Source organism: Actinokineospora iranica, from assembly GCF_900101685.1.
GTDB classification, from domain to species: Bacteria; Actinomycetota; Actinomycetes; order Mycobacteriales; family Pseudonocardiaceae; genus Actinokineospora; species Actinokineospora iranica.
Genome location: NZ_FMZZ01000001.1, coordinates 372,790 through 390,295 on the forward strand (window position 1 = coordinate 372,790; position 17,506 = coordinate 390,295).

Annotated in this window: 13 protein-coding genes and 1 pseudogene; 7 read left to right on the forward strand and 7 right to left on the reverse strand. The window is 71.1% G+C overall.

Features of this window, described 5'->3' with window-relative positions; genetic code table 11:
- Nucleotides 1-369 precede the first annotated feature (369 nt).
- Nucleotides 370-2,643, reverse strand: a complete 2,274-nt coding sequence (locus tag BLS56_RS01750; protein ID WP_175482610.1) for an ATP-binding cassette domain-containing protein — start codon at nucleotides 2,641-2,643, stop codon at nucleotides 370-372.
- A gap of 67 nt (nucleotides 2,644-2,710) precedes the next feature.
- On the opposite strand from BLS56_RS01750, the gene BLS56_RS01755 reads away from it, so the two are divergent.
- From BLS56_RS01755 to BLS56_RS01775, 5 genes are all read left to right on the forward strand, one after another.
- A complete protein-coding gene (locus BLS56_RS01755; RefSeq protein ID WP_091447453.1) occupies nucleotides 2,711-3,481 on the forward strand; it encodes a TetR/AcrR family transcriptional regulator in 771 nt (256 codons plus the stop codon).
- A 459-nt stretch (nucleotides 3,482-3,940) separates the two neighbouring features.
- Nucleotides 3,941-5,875, forward strand: coding sequence for a UvrD-helicase domain-containing protein (locus BLS56_RS01760; protein ID WP_091447456.1), 1,935 nt, complete (start codon nucleotides 3,941-3,943; stop codon nucleotides 5,873-5,875).
- Nucleotides 5,876-5,885: 10 nt separating this feature from the next.
- Nucleotides 5,886-8,996, forward strand: coding sequence for an NACHT domain-containing protein (locus tag BLS56_RS01765; RefSeq protein WP_091447458.1), 3,111 nt, complete (start codon nucleotides 5,886-5,888; stop codon nucleotides 8,994-8,996).
- Nucleotides 8,997-9,061: 65 nt separating this feature from the next.
- The gene (locus BLS56_RS01770) at nucleotides 9,062-9,490 is read left to right on the forward strand and encodes a helix-turn-helix domain-containing protein (protein ID WP_228771276.1); all 429 of its coding nucleotides are present in this window, start codon (nucleotides 9,062-9,064) and stop codon (nucleotides 9,488-9,490) included.
- Nucleotides 9,487-9,849 carry a DUF4180 domain-containing protein gene (locus tag BLS56_RS01775; RefSeq protein WP_091447462.1) on the forward strand — a complete coding sequence of 121 codons (363 nt, stop codon included), beginning with the start codon at nucleotides 9,487-9,489 and terminating at the stop codon, nucleotides 9,847-9,849. Before BLS56_RS01770 ends, BLS56_RS01775 begins: the two co-directional genes overlap by 4 nt.
- Before the next feature lie 53 nt (nucleotides 9,850-9,902).
- Here the strand turns inward: BLS56_RS01775 and BLS56_RS31975 are convergent, their stop codons facing one another.
- Both BLS56_RS31975 and BLS56_RS31980 read right to left on the reverse strand, forming a co-directional pair.
- Nucleotides 9,903-10,700, reverse strand: a complete 798-nt coding sequence (locus BLS56_RS31975; RefSeq protein ID WP_407640481.1) for an endonuclease I family protein — start codon at nucleotides 10,698-10,700, stop codon at nucleotides 9,903-9,905.
- Nucleotides 10,689-11,174, reverse strand: a pseudogene (locus BLS56_RS31980) (DUF6359 domain-containing protein); the annotation flags it as partial. The gene BLS56_RS31975 and the pseudogene BLS56_RS31980, both read right to left, overlap by 12 nt.
- A 270-nt stretch (nucleotides 11,175-11,444) precedes the next feature.
- Between BLS56_RS31980 and BLS56_RS01785 the strand changes: the two are divergent.
- Complete coding sequence (locus tag BLS56_RS01785; protein WP_175482611.1) at nucleotides 11,445-11,819, forward strand: FKBP-type peptidyl-prolyl cis-trans isomerase; 375 nt, start codon at nucleotides 11,445-11,447, stop codon at nucleotides 11,817-11,819.
- 204 nt (nucleotides 11,820-12,023) lie between these two features.
- On the opposite strand, the gene BLS56_RS01790 is transcribed toward BLS56_RS01785, so the two are convergent.
- From BLS56_RS01790 to BLS56_RS01805, 4 genes are all read right to left on the reverse strand, one after another.
- A complete protein-coding gene (locus BLS56_RS01790; protein ID WP_091447467.1) occupies nucleotides 12,024-12,737 on the reverse strand; it encodes an alpha/beta fold hydrolase in 714 nt (237 codons plus the stop codon).
- 88 nt (nucleotides 12,738-12,825) lie between these two features.
- Nucleotides 12,826-14,118, reverse strand: a complete 1,293-nt coding sequence (gene ectB / locus BLS56_RS01795) for a diaminobutyrate--2-oxoglutarate transaminase (RefSeq protein ID WP_091447469.1) — start codon at nucleotides 14,116-14,118, stop codon at nucleotides 12,826-12,828.
- Between the two features lie 528 nt (nucleotides 14,119-14,646).
- Nucleotides 14,647-15,699, reverse strand: a complete 1,053-nt coding sequence (locus tag BLS56_RS01800) for a Gfo/Idh/MocA family oxidoreductase (RefSeq protein ID WP_091447471.1) — start codon at nucleotides 15,697-15,699, stop codon at nucleotides 14,647-14,649.
- A gap of 22 nt (nucleotides 15,700-15,721) precedes the next feature.
- On the reverse strand, nucleotides 15,722-16,786 hold the full coding sequence (locus BLS56_RS01805; RefSeq protein WP_091447473.1) for a transposase domain-containing protein: 1,065 nt from the start codon (nucleotides 16,784-16,786) through the stop codon (nucleotides 15,722-15,724).
- A 245-nt stretch (nucleotides 16,787-17,031) separates the two neighbouring features.
- Here BLS56_RS01805 and BLS56_RS01810 point away from each other — a divergent pair, with 245 nt between their 5' ends.
- The gene (locus BLS56_RS01810; protein ID WP_091447475.1) at nucleotides 17,032-17,415 is read left to right on the forward strand and encodes an SSI family serine proteinase inhibitor; all 384 of its coding nucleotides are present in this window, start codon (nucleotides 17,032-17,034) and stop codon (nucleotides 17,413-17,415) included.
- Nucleotides 17,416-17,506: the final 91 nt, after the last annotated feature.

Sequence of the window (17,506 nt, forward strand, 5' to 3'; positions counted from 1 at the left end):
GACGACAAGGACGGCTTTACCCGTTCAGGGTCTTGGCGCGCGATTGTCCGCATCCGCGCTGACGTCTCCGCTGCAACGATGGCATCAGCGGCGACTCAGGAGGCACCACGATGGCGGAACCACGACGAATTGGCGGCGCGGGCGGCGGTTCGGAACCTGGGCAGGGCGCGCACGAGTGCGGTCGCGGCCTCGGTGGTGAAGTGCGGAGTTTCTTCGCAGGATATCCACTGCACCGGAAACCACTACCAGTCTCGCCAAGACGGCGACACCGTTGTCGTCGCCGAGGCTGAGGCTGTTGGCGGGGGCGTCGCTGACGACGTGCTGGACGCCCTCACCGAGGTCGCGGTGCTGTTGCCCCGGCCGTGCGGGTCAGGTGGTCACGTATTCGCGGAGGTGTTGGGCGGTCAGGGAATCCGAGGTGGCCACCAGGTCGGCTGGGGTGCCGGTGAAGACGATCTGGCCGCCGTCGTGGCCCGCGCCGGGGCCCAGGTCGATCAGCCAGTCGGCGTGGGCCATGACCGCCTGGTGGTGTTCGATGACCACGACGGTGTTTCCGTCGTCCACCAGGCGGTCCATGAGGGCCAGGAGTTTGTCGACGTCGGCGAGGTGCAGGCCGGTGGTCGGTTCGTCCAGGACGTAGGTGGAGCCCTTCTCCGCCATGCGGATCGCGAGTTTGAGGCGTTGCCGTTCGCCGCCGGAGAGGGTGGTGAGGGGCTGGCCGAGGCTGAGGTAGCCCAGGCCGACGTCGACCAGGCGGTCCAGGATTCGGCTGACGGCGGCGATGGTGAAGAAGTCCCGCGCCTCGGTCACCGACATGGCCAGGACCTCGCTGATGTCCTTGCCGCGCAACTTGTGTGTGAGCACTTCCGCGGTGAACCGCTTGCCCTCGCACACTTCGCAGACCGACGCGACGCCCGCCATCATCGCCAGGTCGGTGTAGACCAGCCCGATGCCTTTGCAGTTCGGGCAGGCGCCTTCGGAGTTCGCGCTGAACAAGGCGGCCTTGACGCCGTTGGCCTTGGCGAAGGCGGTGCGGATGGGGTCGAGCAGGCCGGTGTAGGTGGCCGGGTTGCTGCGGCGGGAGCCGCGGATCGCCGACTGGTCGACCACGATCACATCGTCCCGTTGGGACAGCGAGCCGTGGATCAGCGAACTCTTGCCCGACCCGGCGACGCCGGTGACCACGGTCAGCACCCCCAGCGGCACGTCGACGTCGACGTCCTTGAGGTTGTGCAGCGACGCGCCGGTGATGGCGATGCGGCCGGTGGGCGTGCGCGGCCGGTCGCGCAGGCGGGCGCGGTGCCCGATGTGCCTGCCGGTGAGCGTGTCGGACTCGCGCAGCCCGTGGACGCCACCGGTGTAGCAGAGGTGCCCGCCCGCGGAGCCAGCGCCGGGGCCCAGGTCGACCACGTGGTCGGCGATCGCGATCACCTCCGGCTTGTGCTCCACGACGAGGACCGTGTTTCCCTTGTCGCGCAGGCGAAGCAGCAGGTCGTTCATCCGGGCGATGTCGTGTGGGTGCAGACCGACCGTCGGCTCGTCGAAGACGTAGGTGACGTCGCTGAGGCTGGAACCCAGGTGCCGCACCATCTTCACCCGCTGCGCCTCACCGCCGGAAAGGGTGCCGGACTCACGATCCAGGCTCAGGTAGCCCAGGCCGATCTCGACCAGCGAGTCGAGCGTGCCGCGCAGGACCTTGAGCAGCGGACCGACCGACGGGTCCTCGATCTTGCCCACGAACGCGGCCAGGTCGCTGATCTGCATGGCCGAGCAGTCGGCGATGGTGCGGCCATCGATCTTGGCCGACAGCGCGGCCGGGTTCAGCCGGGCGCCGCCGCAGGACCCGCAGGTGGCGAAGGTGACCGCCCGGTCGACGAACGCCCGGATGTGCGGCTGCATGGACTCGCGTTCCTTGCTGAGGAAGAGCCGCTGCACCTTCACGAGCAGGCCCTCGTAGGTGTGGTTGAAGGTGCCGTGCTTGACCTTGGTCGCTGGCTTGTTGAGGAAGTCCTCCCACTGCCGCGGGGTGTACTCCCGCAGTTTCACATCGGGGTCGAGGAAGCCGGACTGGGCGAAGGACTGCCAGTACCAGGTGTTCACGGTGAAATTGGGGACGGTGATGGCGCCTTCGTTGAGCGACAGGTCGCGGTCGACGAGCTGGTCGACATCGATGGCCGAGACCCGGCCGATCCCCTCGCACTCCGGGCACATGCCCTCGGGGCTGTTGAAGCTGAACGCCGTCGCCGTACCGACGTGCGGCTCGCCGAGTCTGCTGAACACGATCCGCAGCATGGTGTGCGCGTCGGTCGCGGTGCCCACGGTGGAGCGGGAGTTGGCGCCCATCCGCTCCTGGTCGACGATGATCGCCGCGCTCAGGTTGTGCAGCGCGTCGACGTCGGGGCGGCTCTGCGACGGCATGAACGACTGGGCGAAAGCGGTGTAGGTCTCGTTGATCAGCCGCTGCGACTCCGCGGCGATGGTGCCGAAGACCAGCGAGGACTTGCCCGATCCCGAGACGCCGGTGAACACGGTGAGCCTGCGCTTGGGGATGTCGAGGGAGATGTCGGCGAGATTGTTCTCCCGGGCCCCGCGGACCTGGATGACGTCGTGGCTGTCGGCGGTGGGGATGGAGCCTGGCTGCATCAGGTGCGATCCTTACGGCGTAAAGTGTTGGCTGCCGAGATTACTTTACGCGATAAGGAGACGTGCGATGGCGGTTTTCGCCGCACAGGGCGATCCACGCAGGTCAATGCCCCTGCTGTGGCGCGCGCCCGACTCCTCGGCCGGGCACCCCGGCCCCAAGCCCGCGTTGAACGTGGACGTGATCGTGGACGCTGCCATCGCGGTCGCTGACGCGGAGGGCATGGCCGGGCTGTCGATGCGCGCGGTCGGCGAGCGTCTGGGGTGCACGGCGATGGCGCTCTACACCTATGTGGCGGACAAAAGCGCGTTGGTGGATTTGATGTACGACCGGGCGCACGCGGAGCTCGCCACTGATTACAGAGGGCCGTGGCGTGCCGCGGTCACCGCTTGGGCGGAGGACTTGTGGGCGTTCTATCTGCGCCATCCGTGGGTGTTGACGGTGTCGCAGGCCCGGCCGGTGCTGGGACCGCATGAGTTCGACGTGCTGGAGGCGCTGCTGCGGGCGCTGCGGGGGACGGGGCTTTCCGGGCGGGAGGTGCGGTCCGTGGTGGGGACCTTGTCGCACTTTGTGCGAGGGGCGGCGCAGATGAGCGCCGAGTCTCGGCAGGCTGCCGCGGCGACCGGATTGTCCGATGATGACTGGTGGTACGCGCGGTCGCCGCTGTTGTCCGAGGTTGCGCCGGATTTCGCTGAGCGTTATCCGGAGATTTGCTGGTTGGAGGCCGAGCGGGCTGGTGAGCCGGTGAATGAGACTGTGCCTTATATGGAAAATGAGGCTCGGGAGACGTTTGAGGTGGGGTTGTCGATTCTGCTTGATGGGGTTTCTGCTCGGATGTGAACTTGCGTTGGCCGAGGGTTGCTTGTGGGGTCTGCTCGATGGGTGCGGCTGGCAGAAAGGCCGGTTCGCCGCTCCCCCATTGAGCACCTGGCAGGGTCGGGTGCGGTTGACAGGAAGGTTGGTTCGCTGTTCTGCGCACACCGAGCGTGAACGCAGCCCGGTGCTGTCTGGTGGGTGGGTGTGCGTGGGGTTGCGGTGGGGAAGCCTGGTGAGTGTGGGAATGCCTGACCGGGTGAGTGGGAAGACTGGGGGCGGTACGGAGAGTGAGGGGGATTGCCGACGCCGGGGGTTGGGGTCGAGGGGTGGGGATTCGGTCTTGGCCGGAACCTGGGGTTCGGGGGTGTGAATCTCTTGGTTCTTTGTGGCCGGGTGTGGCATCCGTGTGACCGCCGCTCGGCCGGTACCGCCTGAGTGCGCAGCGGAATATCTTCACTACCCACCGTCATTTAAGGAGGTCTAGTGGGGCACAGCGCGCACGAGCGGCAGGCTGAGAAGCTGGTCCGGCAGGCGTTGCCGGGTCTGCCGCCCGCGCATCGCAGGGTTCTGGCCGCGTTGGTGGCGAGGACGGCGGACGGGTGGCATGTGTTCGCCAGGCCGGGGCAGGGTGAGGGGCGGGCGGACGCCTTTGTGGTTGGGCCGGGGGGTGTGCTCGCGGTGGTGGTGTCGGCGGGGTGTCCTACGGAGTCGGCCGCGCGGGCGATCTTGCGTCGGGCCGAGCGGCGGTTCGCTGGGATTCGGGACCAGGGTGGGCATCTGTTAGTCCGCAGTGCGATCAGCTTGGTGGTGGTGCGGCCGGGGGACGGGGCGCCCGCGCCGGACCAGCATCTGTGCCGGGTGGTAAATGAGGAGCGGCTGCCGGAGTTGGTCCCGCAGGACGGGCCGCATCTGCCTCGGGGGCTGGTGGACGACATCGCCGACCAGGCCGAGAACAAGTTGCCCGACTACATCCGGCTGAGTTTGCGCCGGTTGCGTCGTGTCTGTCCGAGCGAGGCGGGCGATCAGGTCGGCTGTTCCGTTGGTGGGGCGGCTGACACGTGGCTGGCGTTTCTGCACCCCAATCAGGACGGCATCGTGAGCCGCCACTACAGCGGGCCCGCGCGGATCAGTGGTCCGGCGGGGACCGGCAAGACCGTTGTCGCGCTGCACCGGCTGCGGCACCTCGCGCGGCGCAGTGTGGGGCCGCTGCTGTTCACCACGGTCGTGCGGACGTTGCCGCAGGTGCATCGGACCTCGTTCCGCAGGCTGGCGCCGGAGTTGGCCGACCGGGTCGAGTTCACCAACCTGCACGCCTGGGTGCGCGACTTTCTGCGCTCGCGCGGGCACGACCTTGTCGTTCAGCACCAACGGGTCGCGGTCGCGTTCTGCCGGGCATGGCAGGCGCACCGGGGGGAGTTGGCCGATCTTGAGCCGAACCCGGACTACTGGCGGGCGGAGATCGACCGGGTGATCAAGGGGCGGGGCATCGCGACCCTGGCCGACTACGCGCGGGCGGGCAGGCGGGGGCGGAGCCTGCGGCTGGACGCCGAGCGGCGCGAGCACGTGTGGCGGCTTTTCCAGTGCTACCAGGGGAACCTGGCCGAAGACGGGCTGCACGACCACAACGACCTGATCGACCGCGCCATGGGGGAACTCGCGCGCGACCCGCTGGAGGAGTCCTACGCGGCGGTGGTGGCCGACGAGGTGCAGGACATGCCGCTGGTGGGGCTGCGGCTGCTGCGCGAACTCGCGGGCGACGGGGCGAACCGGCTGCTGCTGCTCGGCGACGGCCAGCAACAGGTCTACCCCGGCGGGTGGCGGCTCTCGGACGCGGGCATCCCCATTTCCGGGCGCGGTGAGGTGCTGCGGGTGAACTACCGCAACCGCGCGAACGTGCTCGGCTTCGCCCAGCACCTGCACGCCACCAACGAAGTGGACGACTCCGAGGGCGCGGTGATCGCGCTGCGGGACGCCGAGTCGGCGAACGCGGGCGGGCGGACGGAGTGCTGGCGCGGGCGCGAGGACGCGCTGCCCGCCGCCCTGACCGCCGCGGTCAAGAGCCTGCCGGTGCCTGAAGGCGACGCGGCGGTGATCGTGTTCGAGCACCGCGACCTGGACCGCTGCCGGGACATCCTGGGCGCGGCGGGGATCGGCTTCCAGCTCCTGGCCGACTACACCGGCGAGGCGGACGACCGGCTCAAGCTCGGCACCGTGCACGACGCCAAGGGCCTGGACTTCCGGGCGGTGCTGGTGGTCGAGACGACGGCGCGAGGCGGGAGCGGGCTCGGCGCCGAGCGGGAGTTCCGGGAGCTGCGCGACCGGCAGCACCTCGTCGCCGCGACCAGGGCCCGGGATTATCTGTGGTGGGGCATGGCGAGCACCCGGCCATGGCCGCTCCCCGTCCCCGACGATCTCTAGGGGGTCCCCTGTGCGACGTGACCCGGCGATCACCTTCCGCGGCGCCCTGCAGATCCTCGGCCACCACGATCGTCCCTGGCTGGACCGGCTGAACCGGCTGCTCGGCGGGGCGGTGCTGGCCGCGGGCCTGGCCCCGGCCGCCGCGGCGTTCAGCGCGGTCTGGGGCTGGGTGGACCAGAAGAACGAAGCGGCCGGGCTGCTGCGCAACGCCCTGGACTCGGTGTCCGGCAGGCTCACCCGCACGGGTGGTCTTGCCCGGCACGAACTGGTCGTGGCCGCGCACACCACCATCGTGCTGGCCGCCTTCTTCGACACCCTGCGCGAGGAGATGCGCGACCTCTACGACGAGGCCGAGATCACCGACGCGGAGAAGGTGCTGCTGGCCGGGGGCGAGACGCCGAGATGGGGCGAGGAGACCGCGCGCCAGCTCTACGGGCTGACCGTGCCGTGCCCGTCGACGCTGGGCGGCTTCGAGGAGACCGCGACGGGCGTGACGCACTGGGCCAAACAGATGGTCCGGGAGGTGCGCGGCTTCCTGGCCGAGTTGAACCTCACCCGGCGCGTTGAGCCGAGCCCGGACGGCTTCGAGCGGCTGGTCACGTCCCGGTACCGGTCGTACTACCTGGAGCTGGCCGCGACCGTGCCGGAGTTCGCCCTGTGGGCCTCCTTCGCCGAGCACGCGGCCACCCGGACCGCGTTCGCCCGGCTGGCCGACCTGCTCACACTGTCCACAGCGGACACACCAGCCCGGGACCCGCGCCGGACCGTGTGGGAGGTGAACCAGGCCGAGCTCGCCCGGCCGGTGATCGACATCGACGCCGACGGCTACGGCATCGACGCGGTCTTCCCCGCGGTCGCCGACATCTTCCTCACCCCGCACTTCCGCGCCGTGGAGACCTTCGGGACGGCCCGGCTCGCCGACGAGCGCTGGTGGGACGATGTGGAGTTCGGCAGCGACCTGGAACTGCTGCTGGCCCGGCACTTCAGCACCCCGGGGTCCACCCGGCTGCCGCTGCTGCTGCTCGGGCACCCCGGGGCGGGCAAGTCGCTGCTGACCAAGGTGCTGGCCGCGCGCCTGCCCGAGTCCGCCTACACCGTCGTGCGGGTGCCGCTGCGCCGGGTGGAGGCGAACACGACCGTGTCCGACCAGATCCAGCAGGCGCTCGACCTCGCCACGAACCGCCGGGTGTCCTGGCCAGACCTGGTGGACCAGAGCGCGGAGACGATCCGCGTGGTGCTGCTCGACGGGCTCGACGAGCTGTTGCAGGCCACGACCCACGACCGCGGCGGCTACCTCAACGAGATCGTGGAGTTCCAGCGCGTCGAGGCCGCTCTCGGCCGCCCGGTCGCGGTGGTGGTGACCTCGCGGACCCTGGTCGCCGACCGGGTGCGCCTGCCCTATGGCCTGCCGGTGGTCAAGCTGGAGGAGTTCGACGACGACCAGATCCGGCAGTGGATCGCGGTCTGGAACGCCGCCAACACCTCGTCTCCGGCGCGGCGGATGCCCCCGGAGGCCGCCCTGGCCCAGCGCGAGCTGGCCGGGCAGCCGCTGCTGCTGATGATGCTGACCCTGTACTACTCCGACCCGCAGGTGGCGCTGTCGGACAAGGACCTGTCCCAGGCCGACCTCTACGAGCGCCTGTTCGACACCTTCGCCCGCCGCGAGGTCACCAAGAAGGCCGGGCAGCCGCTGGCGGAAGCCGAGATGGCGGTGGCGGTGGACGACCAGCTTCGCCGTCTTTCCACCGCGGCGATGGGCATGTTCAACCGGGGCAAGCACGCCATCACCGAGGCCGAGTTGAGCGCCGACCTCGCCGGTCTCGGCGAGCCGTCGCCGTCCGGGCAGCGGCTGCTGGGCGAGTTCTTCTTCGTGCACTCGGCCGAGGCCAACACCGGGACCGTGCAGCGCAGCTACGAGTTCCTGCACGCGACCTTCGCCGAGTACCTGGCCGCGGCGCGGGTGGTGGACGTGCTGGCCGAGGTCGCCGAGGGGGCCTTCGGCAGGCGCCGGTTCCACGAGCCGGACGACGAGTTGCTGTTCGTGCTGCTCTCGCACCAGACGCTCGCCATCCAGCGGCCCACGCTGGGGTTCATCGGCGCCCGGCTGGCCGCGATGGACGCGGACGAGCGCGCCGACATCGCCCGCACGCTGGACCTGCTGATCGCCGACCACCGGCACCGCCGCCCGGCCAGCCGCTACCCCGACTACCGCCCGCAGGCCGCGGACACCGTCCGCGCGCTCGCGGCGTACTCGGCGAACCTCGTGCTGCTGCGGGTGGCCGCCGACGTCGACCGGGCGGGGGTGCCGCTGGCGAACCTGTGGCCCGAGGGCGACGCCATGGAGCAGTGGCGGTCGATGGTGAGCCTGTGGCAGGCGGGCCTCGACGCCGAGGGCTACCGGGCGATGCTCCCGTCGATCTCGTGCCGGGAGGGGGTGCTGACCGCCGCCGTCGACTCCGGTTTCCTGGCCGGGTTCGACGACATCCGGCAGGCCCGGCTCCGCGAGGAACGGGACCTGGAGCGCAGGCTGCGGACCGGATACGCCCTGCACGACGGGCTGACCTACGCGGTGCACGAGGGCCAGCGCCGGGAAACCGACAACTGGGTGGACTACATCGTCTCCTGGCTGTGGGCCGCGGCCATGCGCGGCCCCGGCGAGACCCCGATGTTCGCCGACCTGGACGCGCCGGAGTCGGTGCCGCTCAAGGTGACCGCCGACGTCGCCGACCTGGCCTACGCCGTGCTCGGGATGCGCTGCCGGGACTGGACCGCTGACTTCACCATGGACTTCCTGCGCTGGCTGATGCGGCTGCGCTCGCCCCGCAACCGCTCGCCGCTGCCGCTGCTGCTGGCGCTGCGCACCCACCCGACGCTGCTGCGAGACCTGCACGACATGGCGGAGTCGGAGACCTGGACGCCGGAATGGCGGATGCTGCTGCGGGCCGTCGACGGCAGGCACTACGACGAGCGGGCCGTGTCCGACTACCTCGACGCCATCTCGCCGCCCGCCCTGGCCACGCTCTCGCAGCCCATCGGCCCCTGGCACATCGTCTGGGACCGGGCCGCGCTGCCGGTCTCCGCCCCCTGGTTCCCGCTCCGGGAAGGCACCTCACACCCATGAATCACTCCTTATCTTCCACACGATGACGGAAAATGCGGTACTTTGCGTGTGGAAGAGGAGGGGCTTTGAGTCAGGAGATGTTCTCCGTCGAGCAGGTCGCGGACCGGTTGGGCCTGCATCCGCGGACCGTCCGCAACTACGTGCGCGACGGCAAGCTCAAGGCGGTCCGGATCGGCAAGCAGTACCGGATCGCGCGAGCGGACCTGGAAGCGCTGACCGGCAGGCCCGTCGAGACCCCGGACGTGCCCAGGCACCGGCACGTCGAGGTGTCGACCATCGTGCGGATCGACGCGATCAGCGGCGCGGACGCGAGCCGGGTGAGCACCGCGCTGACCGCTTCGGTGAACGGCTACCGCGAGGGCGACACGCCGCTGCGGCTGCAGACGGTCTACGACGAGGAACGCGCCAGCCTGAAGGTCGTGATCCTCGGCGGCGCCGCCACCACCGCCGAACTGCTGCGACTCGTCCACGCGCTCACGGAGGGAACACCATGACCGACACGATCACCCGACTGCGCGACACCGACGTCCTGGTCTGCGCGGCGGACGGCCCCAAGGTGGCCAGCGACCGCGACGCGGTCGACCTCATCGGCGACGCGTACGGCCGGGGCGCGGCCATGGTCGTGCTGCCGGTCGAGCGGCTGGACGAGCGGTTCTTCCAGCTCGGCACCCGGGTCGCGGGAGAGGTGGTGAACAAGTTCGTCGGCTACCAGATGCCCTTGGCCGTGCTCGGCGACATCTCCGCGCACCTGGCCGCCAGCTCGGCGTTCCGCGCGTTCGTCCACGAGGCCAACCGGGGCAGGCACTTCTGGTTCGTCGACGACCTGGCCGACCTGACACCACGCCTGGGCTGAGCGCGGCCCCGCCAGGTGTCCTGGCGGGGCCGCGCCCGGTCAGTCCGATGCCGTCAGTTCCAGATCGCCGGGGCCCACTCGGGGTGGTCGATGAACGGGTTGCGGTTGCGCTGGTAGCTGTCGTAGATCACCTGGTTGCGCCGCTTCTCGAACGCGTCCGGCGGGTCCTGGGCGTTCCACCGCAGCAGCACCGAGCGGCGGCCGTGGTAGGGGCTGGCACCGTTGTTGACGCTGTCGTTGAGCTCCAGGTCGACGTACCCGTCGCCGCCCTCGTAGCGGACGTCCATGTAGAAGATCATCCGCGCCACGTCGCCCTTGACCGCGTCGCGCGGCTCCCAGGAGTCGGCGTCGGTGAAGTTGCCGGGCGCCTCGGCCACTGGGGAGCCGCCGAGGTCGAAGTCCTTGTTGCCGCGGGTGGCGTTGACCGAGACGTCGGTAGGCCGCAGGTGGTGGATGTCGGTGCCGGGGCCGGTCGCGGTGCCGAAGTCGCCGTGCGACTTGGCCCAGACGTGCTCGCGGTTCCAGTCGTCGGGGTCGCCGCCGTTGCCGGTCTTGCTCTGCGAACGGCCGGTGTAGAGCAGGATGACGTTGGCCGGGTTGTTCGGGTCCTCGTCGGTCGCCTTGAGCGCGTTCCACACCTGGTCATAGGTGAGCTTGGTGTTGGTGCGGATGATCTGGTTCAGCGCGGTCTTGAGTTCGGCGCCGCTCTTTCCGATGGCCGTCCGGTAGTAGGTCGAGTCGTAGTCGCCCGGCTGTGTGGTGGTCGGCTGGGTGGTGGTCGGCTGGGTGGTCGCTGTCGTCGTTGTCGTCGGGGTGGCGCCGACGGTCGCGAACGCGGTGGTGGAGACCAGGCCGGGGTGGGCGAAGTAGGCGCTGAGGGCGCCGGTGACGTCCAACTGCTTGCCCAGGAGACCCGGGTTGGTCTTGAGCCCGTAGGACGCGCGGAACGCCGAGGTGATCTGCACGTAGACCATGCGCGAGGTGTTGGTCTCCGCCGCGGTGTCGGCCAGGGCGAGCGCGTAGTCGGAGGGGAAGTCGGACCGCACGACGGTCGTGGTCGCGGTCGGCTGGCCGACGACGTACCCGCGCACGGTGGCGACGGCGCCGTTCTGCTGCGCGATGGCCTGGGTGACGGTCAGCGGGGTGGCGGCGGTGGCCGCGGGCTGGATCTGGAGCGCCACCACGGCGGTGGCCAGGCTGATCAAGAGGGCTAAGAGCGTCCAACGACGTGTCTGCATAGGTGGTCCTCTCCCCGGCAGTTGACCCAGCGTGACCGCTGTTTCACGATCGAGTGAAGATTCCCACGGCAGTGCGCACCAGTTCATGAACGTGACGGTGCGTTTCGATGTCGGACCGATGGCCGATCTCGCGCGGACGCCCCCGAGACATGAAGAAGCGGCCCTGCCGTCGGGGGGTGACAGAGCCGCGCTAAGAGAGTCGCCACGAGCCCGTTCGGCGTTACCCGGCGAGCTATTCCAAGGAAATCTGCTGTGACTCCGGTGTGGACAGCGGCCGAACGGCGGGTCGCCGCGCGTCCGGATGGGCCCCGGGAGAGGATGATCCGGAACTGATTCACGGTAAGCAAGGAGCGCAGCATGGCTTTGCAGAAGCCCGAGGTCGACCCGATCGAGGGTGCCCCGCCCGTGGACCTGGAGGTCAAGGACCTCACCGTCGGCGACGGCGCGGAGGCCACCCCCGGCAAGCTGGTGACGGTGCACTACGTCGGTGTCGCCCACTCCACCGGGGAGGAGTTCGACGCCTCCTGGAACCGCGGGGAGACCTTCAGCTTCCCGCTCGGCGGCGGCCGGGTCATCGCGGGCTGGGACCGGGGTGTCGCGGGCATGAAGGTCGGCGGCAGGCGCAGGCTGGTCATCCCGCCGCACCTGGGCTACGGCCAGCGGGGCGCGGGCGGCGCCATCAAGCCGGGCGAGACCCTGATCTTCGTGGTCGACCTGATCAGCGTGGGCTGACCCGTCACCCGCGCCGGAGGCCGCCTTCCCACCGAGTGTCGGCGAAGGCGGCCTCCGGTGTGTCAGCGGCCGGTGTGCGGCGAGGCCAGGACGAGCCCGTGGACCGTGGTGGGCGGTTCGTGATCCGCGTGGTTCTTGGGTGCGCCACAGGGCGGTCGTGTGCAGGCTCCGGGGCCGTTCCATGGCCGCCTGGGCGCTGGTGATCTACAGGACACGCTCCAGCAGCGGCCACAGGGCGGCCGGGTCCTCCACGTGCGCGTTGTGGCCGAGGCCGGGGAGGATCACCGGGTGCGGCGTCAGGGCGCGCAGGTGCTCGGCGGGCGACATGGGGTCCCGCTCCCCCGCCGCCAGGGTCACCGGGCAGCGCGCGGCGGCGAGCAAGCCCGGCAGGTCGGGGCGGCCCACGGCGAACGCCCGCGGGTCGAGCGCGGCCCGCCAGCCCGACGGGCCCAGGGTGACCGAGTCGGCGAAGTCGGCGGGCAGGCCCGCCAGCTTGCGGGCCCAGCTCGCCGCGTTCTCCCGGTTCTCGAACGTCTTCGGCGGTTTCCCGGCCAGCGCGGCGGCCTTGGCCAGGTCGTCCGGCGACCAGCTCACCTTCACCCCCAGGCAGACCGCGGCCGTCACCGGCACGCCAAACCAGCCCGAGGCGAGGGCCAGGGCCACGACACCGCCGAGCGAGTGGCCCAGCACGACCGCGGGCCGGGTCGGGTCGAGGTCGGCCGCGACGCGCGCGGCGATGCCGCCGAAGGAGTAGCGGTCCAGCGGCGCGGACCGGCCGTGGCCGGGGAGATCCGGCGCGACCGGCGTGCCAGGCCATCGTTCGGCCAGTTCCGCGATGAGCCCGGCCCACACTCCCGAGGTGCCCGCGAGTCCATGGAGCAGCACCAGCACCGGCCCGCGGTCGACGTCGTCAGCCATGGGCATGATCTTCGTACAGAACGCGGCCGGGCGCAGCCACGCCGTGTCGAGCGCAGCCCCAATGTCCTAATTGGACGAAGGATGACGCTCAGACCGGCCCGGCGGTGCGGCGCACCGCGTCGAGCAGGATGGCCAAGCCGCGCTCCAGGTCGTCGCCGCCGATGGTCAGCGGCGGGGTGACCTTGACGACTTCGCCGCCGCGGCCGCAGGTCTCCACGATCAGGCCGTGCGCGAAGCAGTGCCGCTGCACCGCGGCCGCCCGCTCCGTCCGGCGGGTGTCGATTCCGACGACCATGCCCCGGCCCCGCGTGCGCACCTCGGCGTCGGCGGCTGCGACGTCCTCGGCGAAGCCCGCCATGCGCTCGCTGTGGGCGGCCAGGGCGGCGAGGAAGTCCGGGCGGTCCCACAGTTCCAGCGCCGCCTCGCCCGCGACGAACGCGAGCTGGTTGCCCCGGAAGGTGCCGGTGTGCTCGCCGGGCGCCCACACGTCCAGCTCCGGTCGCAGCAGCACCAGGGAGATCGGCATCCCCACCCCGCCGAGCGACTTCGACAGCGTCACCACGTCCGGCACGATCCCGGCGTGCTCGAAGCCGAAGAACCGGCCGGTGCGCCCGCACCCGGCCTGGATCTCGTCGCAGACGAGCACGATGCCGCGGGCGGCGGTGACCGCGCGCAGGTCGCGCAGCCAGCCCGCGGACGCGGGGTAGACTCCGCCGTCCATCTGCAGCGACTCGACCACGACCGCCGCAGGCGGCTCGACGCCCCCGCTGGGGTCGTCCAGCAGGCGCTCCAGCAGCCCGATCGAGTCGAACCGGCCCGCGGGCCCGTCTTCGAACGGCAGGAAAGTGGTGTCCGAAAAGGACACTCCGGAGCCGCGGCGGGCGGACCGGCTCCCGGTCACCGAGAGCGAGCCGTTGGACATGCCGTGGAAGGCGCCGGTGAACGCCACGACGGGACGGCGGCCGGTGGCCTTGCGGGCGAGCTTGAGCGCGGCCTCGACCGCGTCGGTGCCGGTCGGCCCGCAGAACTGCACGCGGTAATCGAGCCCGCGCGGGCGCAGCACCACATCGCGAAGCCTGCTCAGGAACGCGCGTTTGGCTGTGGTGTGCATGTCGAGGCCGTGCAGCACGCCGTCGGCGGTCAGGTAGTCGACCATCTTGGCGATCACCCGGTCGTCGTTGTGACCGTAGTTGAGGGCGCCCGCCCCGCAGAAGAAGTCCAGGAACTCCCGCCCGTCCTCGGCGACGAGCGTGCTCCCCTTCGCGGAGGCGAAAACGGCAGGGAACTTGCGGCAGTACAGCCGCACCTCCGACTCCAGCTCGTCGAACACCTCAGTGCCCGCACGGGTTTTCGGAGCCGCGTCGGGCCGCGTGACGGTCATGGGCGAGTAACGTACCGTAGCCACAACCGACCGCTTCTTAGGGTCCCCTAATTTGACCTTGACCGTCCACACCGGACAGCAGGCGCGCCCCGGTGGCCGGAGCGCGCCGACCCCGGCGGGCTCAGCAGCCGCCGCAGGTGTAGTACGTCATGTCCCAGTGGTTGCTCCACTGGCGTGGCCGCCTTCGGTGCGGCCACGCCCGCGCCGAGGGCGACGCCGGTCGCGGCCGTCGCGAGGACGGTGGCGAGGCGGAGCAGGGCAGTGCGCATGGACGGCGGCCTTTCCGATGGGCGGCCTCCTGCCCGGGAGCGGCCGCGCCGGGGTGCGGGGCCGAGGACAGGGCCCGCAAGCGGTCGCTTCCGGGCGAGCGGTCAGCCACGGTCACCCGGTCGGGAACGGTCGTGTCCGGCGGTCGGCCCACTGGCTCCGCATCGACCCGTTTCCGGCCATCGTGACCACGCCGAAGGTAGCCACCGCCGGGCGGAAGGCCGCGCGCGTCGCGGCGGGGACTGGAGTGGGCAGGGGCCGTTATAGGGGAACGGGTTTGCCGCTGCCTGCCGACCGGATGGCCGCATCGATGGTGTCGACCAGCGTCACCGACTCGGCGGGCGGGACCGGCGGCGGCCCCTCCCCGCGCAGGCACGCGGAGACCGCGCCGTAGAAGGCCAGATAGTCCCCGTCGAGGGTGGGCACCGTCTGCGTCCCGGCCTCGGTCAGCAGTTCGCCCCACTGCGGGCGCGGGTACACCCCGAAACCGGGGGCGGTGGGCGCGATGCCCGCGCGGGAGGCCTTCTCCTGCGGGTCGAGCCCCCAGCACCGGTAGCCCGCGCGCAGGCCCGCGACGGCGAACCGGGGCGCGACCGGCATCGAGGCGTTGCTCATCCGCAGGTACGACCGGACACCGGAGGCGTGGGTCAGCAGCACCGTCGCGTCCTCGGGCACCGGCACCTCCGCGCGCGGCGTGCGGGTCTCGGCGTAGACCGACACGGGCGCGCCGAACAGGACGATCGCCTGGTCGACCAGGTGGCTGCCGAGGTCGTAGACGATGTTGGCCATCGCGGCGGGGTCGGCGCTGGCCTTCCAGCCCGCCCGCACGGTCGTCGCGGCGCGCTCGAACCGGGACTCGAAGCGGTTGACCACGCCGAGGGCGCCGTCATCGACCAGGCGGCGGACGGTGCGGAAGTCGCCGTCCCACCGGCGGTTCTGGAAGACCGTGAACAGCAGACCGGCCTGGTCGGCCGCCTCGACCAGCCTGCGCACGCCGCGCCCGGTGGCCGCGACCGGCTTGTCGACCACGACCGAGAGGCCAGCGGCGAGCGCCGCCTCGGCCTGCTCGACGTGGAAGCGGTTCGGCGACGCGACCACGACCAAGTCGAACTCGTCCGCGCGCCGCCACAGGTCGTCGACGCTCGCCAGGACGACGGTCTCGGGATAGCGCGCGGCCACTTCGGCGGCCCGCGCGGGGGCCGAGGTGACCACGGCGGCGAGCCGCAGCCCCTCGGTCGCGGCGATGAACGGGGCGTGGAACGCCGATCCGGCCAGGCCGTAGCCGATCACCGCCACCCGGGACTCGGTCGCCATCGGGCCTCCTCGTCTGCCGCGTCTACCTCAGGTCCACCATCGTGGCCCGGGACGGGCGCCTGGTCGGCGCACCAGCCCACATTATCGCTTCCTTACCGCGCCACGGATGCACCGCTTGGTACACGCAGAGCATCGCCCACAACTCCTGGGCGACGCCATGCGGATCTTGGGAGCGCAGCGCGACCGGTCCCGCTTCCAGCGACTCGAACAGCGACTCGAACCGCCAGCGCGTCGCGTGCAGGGCGACCAACTCGTCCGCGGGCGCCTCGTCCGGGTCCAGCAGCGTGGTCACCAGGACGCTGTCGGCGGCCTGGAGCACCCGCACCGCGAGCGAGCCGTCGACCGGGTCGCGCTCGGGCAGCAGGCGGGACAGGAACGTGCCGTCGGGCAGCACGTGCAGCCGGGGCAGGGCGACCGGGGCGCGGGGCCGCCAGAGCAGTTGGGCGCCCCGGTCGACCGCGGTGCGCCACAGGTCCTGCCCCGGTCCGGCCCGGTGCGCCACGACCAGGGTGTCCGGGGTCAGCGAGCCGAGCACCCGGCCGCCGAGTTCCTCGCGGCAGGAGCCGACGGTGACGTCGAGCAGCGCGCCGGTGTCCTGCTCGGCCAGGACGGCCAGACGCACTCTGGAGTGCGCGAACGCCGCGAGGTTGGCCGCGGTGTCCGGGATGTCGACCGACCCGCCGTCGAGGGTGCACACGCGCAGGCCGCGCCAGCGGCAGCACTCGGCGCGGTCGGCCGCGGCCCGGCGCAGGAACAGCCTGCGCATCACCTCGGGGCCCAGCCGCTTGCGGGCCTTGGTGATCGAGCCGGTGCTGGGCGCGGACCGCGCGCCGGTGTCCACCCCGGCCCAGCGCATCCCCGCGGTGAGCCGGGCGAGCACCGCGTCGTACCCGGCGCCGCCGAAGAGCCAGAGCGCGAGGGTGAAGTAGACCATCGTGCGGGCGGGCAGCGCGCGCGAACGCTGCTCCCGGGCGCCAACGGCGTCGATGGCGGCGTCGACCTCGTCGGGGGGAAAGGCCGTGATCAACATCCCGATCGCGACCCGGTCGGACAAACGGTCCCGCGTCGCCTTCGCCGCGCGTGTCATTCCGCCCACAGAAAGGACCTCTCACCCGATGGCACTTAAGGAAGTCGGCTTGCAGTCGATCTTGTCGACAACCGCGGCGACATGAATAGCATCGGGCGCGCCCCAGGCGCCAGAGGCCCCGGACCGCAAAACAATTCCGAGAGTTCTAGGCTCACATTGACCCGGCCGCCGATCGCGGTCGGGCACGAATTCTCCCATACACCCATTCGGCGGGTGATCAGCCCTCCGAGAAGGAGTGACCCAGGATGCTCAGAAGAACCTTCGCCGCCGCCATCGCCGTCGCGGCGGCAACCGCCATGACCCCGGCGGCCGCGGCGGCGCCGCGCGCGCAGACCCACCTCACGCTGACCGTCGGCGCACCGGGGCAAACCCCGGCCACCGCCGTGCTGCGGTGCGGCCCCACGGGTGGCTCGCACCCCCGCGCGACCGCGGCGTGCGCGGCGATCGCGCAGGTGGACGGCGATTTCGACGCACTCAACGTGGGACCGGACCGCCCCTGCACCATGGAGTACGCGCCGCTTGTCGTCACCGCCAATGGACTCTGGCAGAACCGGCCCGTCGCCCATGAGCGCGTCCACCCCAACCGGTGCGCGCTCGAGGTGGCCACCGGCTCGGTCTTCGCGCTGTGATTTCACCGCGAACCGGCGCGCGCAATTCCACGACGGTTTCGACAACCGACGAACTATTTGACTCTGCGTGACGATTCACCGGAATGGGTGT

Bases quoted from the DNA above. Each gene is read 5' to 3' on its own strand.
- BLS56_RS01750 (WP_175482610.1), bottom strand. From the start codon at position 2,643: ATGCAGCCAGGCTCCATCCCCACCGCCGACAGCCACGACGTCATCCAG.
- BLS56_RS01755 (WP_091447453.1), top strand. From the start codon at position 2,711: ATGGCGGTTTTCGCCGCACAGGGCGATCCACGCAGGTCAATGCCCCTG.
- BLS56_RS01775 (WP_091447462.1), top strand. From the start codon at position 9,487: ATGACCGACACGATCACCCGACTGCGCGACACCGACGTCCTGGTCTGC.
- BLS56_RS01785 (WP_175482611.1), top strand. From the start codon at position 11,445: ATGGCTTTGCAGAAGCCCGAGGTCGACCCGATCGAGGGTGCCCCGCCC.
- BLS56_RS01790 (WP_091447467.1), bottom strand. From the start codon at position 12,737: ATGGCTGACGACGTCGACCGCGGGCCGGTGCTGGTGCTGCTCCATGGA.
- ectB (WP_091447469.1), bottom strand. From the start codon at position 14,118: ATGACCGTCACGCGGCCCGACGCGGCTCCGAAAACCCGTGCGGGCACT.
- BLS56_RS01800 (WP_091447471.1), bottom strand. From the start codon at position 15,699: ATGGCGACCGAGTCCCGGGTGGCGGTGATCGGCTACGGCCTGGCCGGA.
- BLS56_RS01805 (WP_091447473.1), bottom strand. From the start codon at position 16,786: ATGACACGCGCGGCGAAGGCGACGCGGGACCGTTTGTCCGACCGGGTC.
- BLS56_RS01810 (WP_091447475.1), top strand. From the start codon at position 17,032: ATGCTCAGAAGAACCTTCGCCGCCGCCATCGCCGTCGCGGCGGCAACC.